This window comes from Thermococcus sp., assembly GCF_026991495.1.
In the GTDB taxonomy this organism is placed as follows: Archaea; Methanobacteriota_B; Thermococci; order Thermococcales; family Thermococcaceae; genus Thermococcus.
In genome coordinates, this window is the sequence record NZ_JALXBJ010000002.1 from 20890 (window position 1) to 29631 (window position 8742).

8 protein-coding genes are annotated in these 8742 nt (G+C 53.9%); 7 read left to right on the forward strand and 1 reads right to left on the reverse strand.

Translation table 11 applies throughout. The features are described from left to right. Genes MVB78_RS00135 through MVB78_RS00150 form a run of 4 tightly spaced genes read left to right on the forward strand, consistent with a single transcriptional unit; the run spans position 1 to position 4323 of the window. Entirely contained in the window at positions 1-186 is a 186-nt protein-coding gene (locus MVB78_RS00135; protein WP_297486558.1) for an antitoxin AF2212-like protein, read from the forward strand. Continuing rightward, positions 183-626 (forward strand): type II toxin-antitoxin system VapC family toxin, encoded by a 444-nt coding sequence (locus MVB78_RS00140; protein ID WP_297486559.1) that lies wholly within the window; start codon positions 183-185, stop codon positions 624-626. Before MVB78_RS00135 ends, MVB78_RS00140 begins: the two co-directional genes overlap by 4 nt. Further along, on the forward strand, positions 626-1576 hold the full coding sequence (locus tag MVB78_RS00145; RefSeq protein WP_297486560.1) for a UDP-N-acetylglucosamine 3-dehydrogenase: 951 nt from the start codon (positions 626-628) through the stop codon (positions 1574-1576). The genes MVB78_RS00140 and MVB78_RS00145 overlap by 1 nt, the downstream gene beginning before the upstream one ends. After that, positions 1573-4323 (forward strand): nucleotide sugar dehydrogenase, encoded by a 2751-nt coding sequence (locus MVB78_RS00150; RefSeq protein ID WP_297486561.1) that lies wholly within the window; start codon positions 1573-1575, stop codon positions 4321-4323. Before MVB78_RS00145 ends, MVB78_RS00150 begins: the two co-directional genes overlap by 4 nt. Here the strand turns inward: MVB78_RS00150 and MVB78_RS00155 are convergent. Then, positions 4316-5419, reverse strand: a complete 1104-nt coding sequence (locus MVB78_RS00155; protein WP_297486562.1) for a glycosyltransferase family 4 protein — start codon at positions 5417-5419, stop codon at positions 4316-4318. The two genes, MVB78_RS00150 and MVB78_RS00155, sit on opposite strands and share 8 nt — an antisense overlap. Before the next feature lie 111 nt (positions 5420-5530). Between MVB78_RS00155 and MVB78_RS00160 the strand changes: the two genes are divergently transcribed. From MVB78_RS00160 to MVB78_RS00170, 3 genes are all read left to right on the forward strand, one after another. Beyond that, the gene (locus tag MVB78_RS00160; protein ID WP_297486571.1) at positions 5531-6664 is read left to right on the forward strand and encodes a site-2 protease family protein; all 1134 of its coding nucleotides are present in this window, start codon (positions 5531-5533) and stop codon (positions 6662-6664) included. 34 nt (positions 6665-6698) lie between these two features. After that, positions 6699-7670 carry a TIGR00269 family protein gene (locus MVB78_RS00165; RefSeq protein ID WP_297486572.1) on the forward strand — a complete coding sequence of 324 codons (972 nt, stop codon included), beginning with the start codon at positions 6699-6701 and terminating at the stop codon, positions 7668-7670. A gap of 90 nt (positions 7671-7760) precedes the next feature. After that, a partial coding sequence (locus MVB78_RS00170; RefSeq protein WP_297486563.1) for an ATP-binding protein occupies positions 7761-8742 on the forward strand: 982 nt, incomplete at its 3' end.

The window sequence follows — 8742 nt, forward strand, 5'->3', positions numbered from 1 at the left end:
ATGGAGGGAATTGAGGTGGTTTACAAAGACGGCGTGTTTGTCCCCCTCAAGAAACTCAGGATCAAGGATGGCACCAGGGGGGTAGTCATGCTCTTTCGGGGAGATACCCTCATTGAGATAGCCAGGAAACATCGGAAGAAAGTCAAAGAAGACCCTCTGGCGGCATTTGTGGAGGAAAGGCGATGATAGTGGTCGATACTTCCGTTTTTATTGATTTATTTTTTGAATACCGGCCCGATAGAACCGAACTCTCAGAAGAGCTTTTCAGGATAATCGAAGGCAAGCCAATTTTTGAGCCGGATTTATTCAAGATTGAACTTGCCTCTCAACTCGTGAGGAGAATGAGAATGGAAGAGGCAGTGACAACAGCAGAAGAAACGTTCAAACAGCTAAACTTCGTAGCCCTGTCCGATATCTTTGAGCTGGCGTTTCTGATAGCAATTGAAACGGGATGCCGTGCGGCAGATTCATTTTACATCGCCGCGGCCAAAACAACAGGATCGATCTTGGTATCGAGCGACAGAGCCCAAGTTGAAAGCGCAAAGAAGTTTGGAATAAACGCGTTTTATCTCCTTGAGGGAGCTGATGCTCTGGAGAGGATTAAGAAGGAGATGGAGGGAGGATAATGCTCCGCGTTGGGGTTGTCGGCGTTGGGATGATGGGCCAGCACCACGTCAGGGTCTACTCCGAGCTGGCCAAAGAGGGAAAAGTTGAGCTCGTTGGGATTGCCGATGCCAACTTCGAGAGGGCTAAGGAGCTGGCAAGGAAGTACGGGACGATACCATACGCGGATTACAGGGATCTCGCCAGGGAAAACCTTGACGCAGTTGACATAGCCGTGCCAACATCGCTCCACAGGGAGGTCGCCCTGGAGTTCATAAACCGCGGAACGGGCGTCCTCGTGGAGAAGCCCATAGCGGACACAATAGAGAACGCGGAGGCGATAATCAAAGCCGCCGAGGAAAAGGCGGTCACCCTCATGGTCGGTCACATAGAGCGGTTTAATCCAGCGGTTTTGAAGCTCAAGGAGCTTATAGGCCGGGGGGAGCTCGGAAAGGTCGTCACCATAAGCGCAAAGCGCGTTGGGCCAATGGCGAAGAGGATAAGGGACGTTGGGATTATCATTGACCTCGGCGTCCACGACATAGACGTCATAAGCTACCTCTTCGGCGAAAGAGTTAGGACAGTCTACGCAAGGGCCGGAAACGTCCTCCATCCAGCGGGCGTCGAGGATCACGCCCTAATAACGCTGGGCTTTGACGAGGGGACTGGCATAGTCGAGACCAACTGGCTCACGCCCCACAAGACCAGAACCCTCAACGTGGTTGGAACCGGGGGAATAGCGTACCTGGATTACATAGAGCAGGCCCTTCGGTTCTACAACGATGAATGGATAAAGGAGGCCAAGATCGAGAGAAAGGAACCCCTGAGGAACGAGATCGAGCACTTCATAGAGTGCGTTGAGATGGGAAAGAGGCCCATAGTTGACGGCGAAGCCGGGTTGCACGCCCTGAAGGTAGCTTTACTGGCTCAGGAGAGCGCCAAAAGCGGGAAGGTTCTGGAGGTGGAAGAATGAAGCTCATCGGATTGAGCAGGGAGGAGGTAGAGGAGGCCTTCAGAAACGGGAAATTCACGATAGCAGTTTACGGAATGGGCAAAATGGGCCTTCCGTTAGCGGCCGTCTTTGCCGACCACGGGGCTAACGTCATAGGCGTTGACATCAACGAGAGGGTAGTTGAGGCCATTAACCGCGGGGAGAACCACATCAAGGAGGAACCGGGGCTCGACGAGCTCGTGAGGAGGAACGTCGAAGCTGGAAGGCTGAAGGCCACTACTGACGGCGTTTGGGCGGCCAAACAAGCTGACGTTATGGTGATCCTCGTCCCAACTTTAACGGATGAAAGGGGGAACCTAAAGCTCGGACCTGTCTACGACGTGGCGGAGAAGATAAGTCAGGGCCTTGAGAAAGGCGATATTGTCATAACCGAGGCCACTATGCCGCCTGGAACTACAGAGAGCCTCGTTCCAATCCTGGAAAAGTCTGGGATTAAGCTGGGAGATTTCGGCCTTGCACATGCACCGGAGAGAACCATGACAGGTACCGCTATCAGGGACATCACAGGACAGTACCCAAAGATAGTTGGCGCGAGCGACGAGAAAACGCTTGAAGCAGTGATCGGGATCTACGAGACCATCAACAGGAAGGGTGTTATTCCGATGAGCTCGATAAAGGCCGCTGAGGCCGTTAAGGTCTTCGAGGGCGTTTACCGCGACGTCAACATAGGCCTCGCCAACGAATTGGCCATGTGGTGCGAGGAGCACGGTTTAGATGCCCTTGAAGTGTTCAAAGCGGCAAACACACAGCCCTACTGCCACATCCACATGCCGGGAGCGGGAGTGGGTGGTCACTGCTTTGCAAAGGATGAGTTTGTGTTCTTAGAGGTGGACGGGATAGAACCTCTGACTGTGGAGGAGCTCTTTGAAGCTATTCAAGGAGAGGTTGAGAGTGTTGAAGGCGTGGCTGTGAAGCGTCCGCTTAGACCCTACTACGTACTGTCCTTTGACACAAGCACGTCCAAGCCTGTCTTTGCTAAGATTGCCCTAGCGACAAAGAGGAAACTCCAACCGGGGGAGAGGGTCCTTGAGATAAAGACCAGAACTGGAAGGAGGATTAAGCTAACCGAGAACCACATAGTCTGGGTTTATAATGATGGAGGGTTCATCGAGAAACTCGCAAAGGACCTTCGGCCAGGCGATGCCGTGGCAATAGTAACTGAGTTACCGCAGAAGGAAACTCCCGAAGTTCTCGACATGATATCTATACTATCAGGTGATCCCAACGGTTACAGGGTGAAATTCCCGGAGATTCCCACGGATGCCAGATCCGTTTTGCACTCCATGTTTGCCCCCAAGTCGTACGATTACGTAAGAGCCAACCGCGTGCCCCTTGAACGCTATGTTGAACTTCAGAAGACGCTTCCAGAGCCCGTTGCAGTAACCAGAGGAAGGGGGTCAGGGTATTCGGAGTTTCCCCCGAGGGTGGAGGTCAGTGAGGACTTCATGACCCTTCTTGGGTACTACATCTCCGAAGGCTGCATAACGACCGATGGCTCGTTGAGAACGAGGTTCTCTTTTAACATCAATGAAACCGAATACATCGAAGAGGTAAAGGAATCGCTCAAAAAAATCGGCGTCAGGTACTCCGAGTACGTTCAAAACAACGTCCACCACATAAAGGTGTCCTCGAAAGCCTTTGCGGAGCTCCTCAAATTCCTCAGAGTTGGCCTCAACTCCTATGATGCAAAGGCTCCTGGGTTTGTTCTCTACGATAGAAAACTCCAGAGAGCGGTTCTTAGAGGAATTCTGAACGGTGATGGAAGCACTGTAGTTTACGAAGGCGATCATAAGATGAAGAAGAAAGGAAACACCTACGTGACCAAGAGGATCAGTGCAAGCTTCGAAGTGGCGACGGCGAGTGATAAACTGGCCCAGCAGCTTTTCCTAATGTTTCAGAACCTTGGAATCGTGCCCTCATACAAACAGGCTGGACGGATTCACGTGCTCCGCATTTACGGCCCGAACAACTTAGAAAAGCTGCGGGGAATTGTAACCGGGGATAAAGGGGAAAAGCTGGAGTACTACCTCAGAAACATCAAAAAGCGCGAGAAGAACTCAAGCTTTAAGCCCATGGGAAGCTTCTCCCTCGTCGAGGTCACGGAAGTCCGCCCTGTAGAGTACGACGACTACGTCTATTCCTTTGAGGTCGCGGGAACGAACACCATAGTCACGACGTCGGGATTAATAGTCCACAACTGCATTCCCGTTTACCCGTGGTTCGTGATAAACTTGGCCAAGAAGACCAACCCGAGGCTCACCAAGACCGCGAGGGAGATAAACGACTCGATGCCCCATCATGTTGTTGAGCTAACGGTTAAGGCACTCAACGAGGCCGGAAGACCGCTCAAGGGCAGCAGAATCCTCGTTCTCGGCCTGACCTTCAGGGGTGGAGTGAGGGAGTTCATGAAGGCAGCGGCAAAGCCGATCATTGAGGAGCTCAAGGAGTGGGGTGCCAACGTTTACGCCTACGACCCGCTGTGCACGAGGGAAGACGCGGAGCGCTTTGGGGCCGAGTGGAAGGAGGACTTCAAGGGCGTTGATGCCATCGTCATCACCGCCGACCACAGAGAGTTTAAAGGGCTGGATTTGGAGGGGATTGGGAAGGAGATGCGCACGAGGGTCATAGTCGACGGCAGGAACGTTGTAGACCCGGAGAAAGCTAAGAGTGCTGGTTTCATTTATCGGAGGGTCGGGCTGGTCAGATAGAAGCGAGCCAGGCCCCAACCACGTTTTCCCACTCGTACCGCCGCGCCAGCATCCTCCCTTTTGCCCCCATTTTCCGGTTGAGCTTCTTATCGCCGAGAAGCGTGAGGATGATCACCCCAAGTTCATCGGCCCCAACTGCAAAGCCGGCCCCCTCCCCCACCAGAAACCTCGCGGCGTTCATCGGGGCGTTGAGCGTGACCACCGGCAGGCCGGAAGCCATTGCTTCAAGAACAACCATTCCAAAGCCCTCCCTCCTTGACGGGAGGACGAAGACCTTCGAGGCCTTTATGATGGCTATGACCTCATCCCGGGACTCCAAGAAGCCGGTAAAGAGGACGCTGTCCTCAAGCCCGAGCCGAGCCGAGAGCTGCTCAAGCCTTCCCCTTTCAGGCCCGTCTCCTATAACAACCGCCCGGACGTCGGGGATTTCCTCTTTCACTTCAGCCAGAGCCCTTAAAAGCAGGTCCACCCCCTTCTCAGGAATGAGCCTGCCAGCGAACACAACGTCCGACTCAAGCTCCGCGGGGGGGATGGATTTTATCAGCCCAACGTCAACGCCGTTGGGTATGAGGGCTATGGGCTTTCTCAGGCCGGCTCCTGCGAGATCCAGCTTCGTCTTCCAGGAGACCGCGGCGTGCCTGTCAAAGGAGAAGAGGGCCTTTTCAGCCGTCTTTCCAAAAACTCCAAGGGGGCCCCAGTACCTCAACCAGTAATCCCCCCAGAACTCGTGCCAGGTTAGAAGGGCGTTTTCAAGACCCCCCAAAGCGAGTGCCCCGGGGTAAAAGAGGTTCTGGACGTCAACGACGTCGTAGCTCCCGAGCTCCTCCTTAATCAGGGAAAGCCTCACTGCCAGCCGGAGCATCGGAAAGGGGCTCCTCTTACTCAGGAGGTAGAGTTTCCCAGCGGGGGTGAGGCCGTGGTAGAAGATTCCGTCTCTCTCTATCTCACCATTCCCCTTCCAAAGCCTGTGGCCGTAGACGTGAACCTCATGTCCTTTGGCCAGCCTCTTCGCCAGCTCGTGTATCCTTTTCTCAACCCCTCCCTTAACCCATGGGTAGACCACGTCGTAGACGAAGGCTATTCTGAGGGTCTCCACGTTGCTCCCCGGGGGGAATCGGTGTTTGGGGATATAAAGTTAAGGAACCGACGGCAGGTTTATAAGTTAAAGTCCCGTCCAGTTAAAAGAGTGGAGCGAGGGAGATGGGCAATGGTGTCAACATGGATAACCGTTCTCGGGGCAATAACCGCGTTCTGGGCCGTCGCCTACGCCCTCCTCAGGGACAGGGGCAACGAGGAGGAGGGACTTTCAGTTGACCTGTTCGTCATGATGTGGAGGACGAAGAGGCTTTTGGGGTTCATAGACAGGACGGCCCAGAGGGCGAGGCGCTTCTGGAGGATCTACGCGGACGTCGGGATAGTCCTCGGATTTATAGGGATGGGGTACGTCTTCTACGCCCTTTTCAAGACCGCCCTGAAGGCCATCCAGACGAGCGGGAAGCAGGCCAGCGTTCAGCTCGTGATCCCCGGCCTCACGATACCTCTCTGGTACGGGATAATAGGCCTCATCGTGGTCATGGTCGTCCACGAGCTCAGCCACGGCGTTACCGCGAGGGCCGACGGGCTGCCCCTGAAGTCGGTTGGCCTGGTTCTCTTCTTCATAATACCGGGGGCCTTCGTTGAACCGGACGAGGAGGAGTTGAAGAAGGCCCCGCTGAGAACGCGGCTCCGGGTTTACGGTGCAGGCTCCCTCGCAAACATCCTGACGGCGGTAGTTGCGCTGCTGATAATGAACTTCCTTTTAGCACCGCTCCTTCAGCCAGCCGGCGTGGCAGTGGCCGGGGTCATGGAGAACACGCCCGCCTTCGGGGTTCTTGAGAAGGGGGACGTCATAGTGGGGGTCAACGGGGTGAACATCAAGACCCTCGATGACTTTGAAAGGGTCATGAAAACTCTGAAGCCGGGCCAGGTTGTGTCTATAACAGTCCTAAGGAAGGGGGAGAGGAAGAGCCTGAGCCTGAAGCTCGGTGAGAGGAGGGGACATCCAGACGAGCCATTCATCGGCATCTACATAGGGCAGCACTACGTTTCGAAGATAGGCTACGATGGGCTTGTCTTCCCGACGTTCTTCACCTTCTACTGGATATACGTCCTCAACATAGGCATAGGGCTCATGAACCTCTTCCCGCTCGTTCCCCTCGACGGGGGCAGGATGCTCGACGACGTCCTGAAGGAGTACCTGCCGGAGGGCGTTGCAAAGCCGCTCAGGTACACCGCGATAGGCATAGGTCTTTTGCTCCTGGCCATAAACCTGTGGCCGGCGCTGCTGAACCTCGCAGGGTGACCTTTAAAAGGCCCCCCTCAAATTGGCCCCCATGATGAAGTGCTCGAAGTGCGGCAGGCCAGCGGTCTACCACGCGCGCTACAGCGGGCTTTACTACTGCCACAAGCACTTCAACGAGATGGTGGAGAAGAAGTTCAAGGAGACGGTGAAGAAGTACCGCCTCATAGGGAAGGGGGAGAGGATAGCGGTCGGCGTTTCCGGCGGGAAGGACAGCGTGGTTCTGCTCCACCTCTTAGCTAAGCTCCGCGAGAAGTTCCCCTTCGAGCTGGTTGCGATAACGATTGACGAGGGCATTGCCGGTTACAGGCCGGCGAGCGTTGAGGTTGCGAAGAGGAACGCAAAAAAGCTCGGCATAGAGCACCGCATCTACTCCTTCAAGGAGTACATAGGCTTCACGCTCGACGAGACGGTTGAGATAATGGGGAGCTTCGAGAAGGGCGAAAGAGTGGGGGCCTGCTCCTACTGCGGCGTCTGGAGGCGCTGGCTCCTCAACTACGCAGCCAAAGACGTTGGGGCGGATAAGCTAGCGGTCGGTCACAACTTGGATGATGAAGTCCAGATGTTCCTAATGAACGTTCTCCGCGGGGACATAGCCCGCCTCGGTAGGACCGGTCCCTACTACGAGGAAATTCATCCGGAGCTCGTTCCAAGGATAAAGCCCCTCCGGGAGATTCCCGAGAAGGAGATCGTTCTGTATGCTATCCTGAACAACATTGAAGTTGATTTGAGCGAGTGCCCCTACGCGGTAGAGGCATTTAGAGCAGAGATAAGGGACTGGATAAACGAGATGGAGGAGAGGCATCCGGGAACGAAGTACCAGATCCTGAGGAGCTACGACAAGCTGTTCCCTCTTATAGCTAAGACCTACACCAAAAAAACGAGCGAGCTCAACCGCTGTAAGATCTGCGGCCAGCCGACAACGGGGGAGATATGCAAGGCCTGCCAGTTCCGCCTCCAGGTCGAGAAGAAGGCGAGGGAGAAGGGGCTGACCTTCAGGGTTGAGTGAAGAATGGCCTAATACACTAAACGGGAATTTATAAAAAGCTGTTCAGTACACTGAACAACCTTTATAAACCATAACCGCATATTACCAACCATGAGGAGAGACCTCGCGACGGTTTTAGTAGAGTGGCAGGAAACCTGGGCCCCCGAGCTTATCGAGAGAGAATTTGACCTTTCCCTCGTCCCATGGGAGCTTAACAAGGTTGTGACCTTCGCAGGATGCAGGAGGACGGGAAAAACTTATCTGATGTTCCAGCTCATCAATGAGCTTGCAAAGACCGCTGAAAAGGAATCGATATTCTACATCAACTTCGAGGATGAGAGGCTCGAAAAGGGCATCGAAACCCTAACCGAGCTTATACCAACCATAGAAGAGCTTTACGGAAAGAAAGAGAGACTTTATCTTTTCCTTGACGAGATTCAGAACGTTGAAAACTGGGACTCCTGGGTTAGACGGGTAAACGACTCCAGAAAAGACGTGAAGCTCTTTCTAAGTGGTTCCTCCTCAAAGCTCTCCAGCAGGGAAATCCCGACATCCTTAAGGGGTAGGGCCATAACCTTTGAGGTTTTTCCACTGAGCTTCCGGGAGTTTCTGAAATTCAAAGAATTCAAAATTCCCGAACGGCTTGAGTTCAGTAGGGAAAAGCCGGAACTCCTGAACCTGCTGAGAGAATACGTCCTCTATGGGGGCTTTCCAGAGGTCGTTCTGACGGGTGATGTGAGAATCAAGAGGATGCTCGTCAGGGATTACTTCAACACAATAATAGCCCTCGACGTGGTGGAGAGATACGGCATCAGGAACCCCGAGGAGCTAAGGGCGTTCATAAGGCTTCTTTTAAACTCCGAATACTCCAGCCTCAGCAAGCTGGAGCGCACGATGAGAAGCCTGGGCTACTCCATAAGCAAGGCAACGCTCTCGAACTACCTGCGCTATCTCCAGGAATGCTACTTCGCGTTTCCTGTTGAGGTCTATTCTCCGAAAGTCAAGCTGAGAATCCAGCATCCCAAAAAAGTGTACTTCGTTGACAGTTCATTTCTAACATTCCTCAGCATAAAGTTCAGCGAGAACTTTGGAA

Coding starts and splice junctions, on each gene's coding strand:
- MVB78_RS00160 (WP_297486571.1), top strand. CDS start 5,531: ATGGTGTCAACATGGATAACCGTTCTCGGGGCAATAACCGCGTTCTGG.
- MVB78_RS00165 (WP_297486572.1), top strand. CDS start 6,699: ATGAAGTGCTCGAAGTGCGGCAGGCCAGCGGTCTACCACGCGCGCTAC.
- MVB78_RS00150 (WP_297486561.1), top strand. CDS start 1,573: ATGAAGCTCATCGGATTGAGCAGGGAGGAGGTAGAGGAGGCCTTCAGA.
- MVB78_RS00145 (WP_297486560.1), top strand. CDS start 626: ATGCTCCGCGTTGGGGTTGTCGGCGTTGGGATGATGGGCCAGCACCAC.
- MVB78_RS00135 (WP_297486558.1), top strand. CDS start 1: ATGGAGGGAATTGAGGTGGTTTACAAAGACGGCGTGTTTGTCCCCCTC.
- MVB78_RS00140 (WP_297486559.1), top strand. CDS start 183: ATGATAGTGGTCGATACTTCCGTTTTTATTGATTTATTTTTTGAATAC.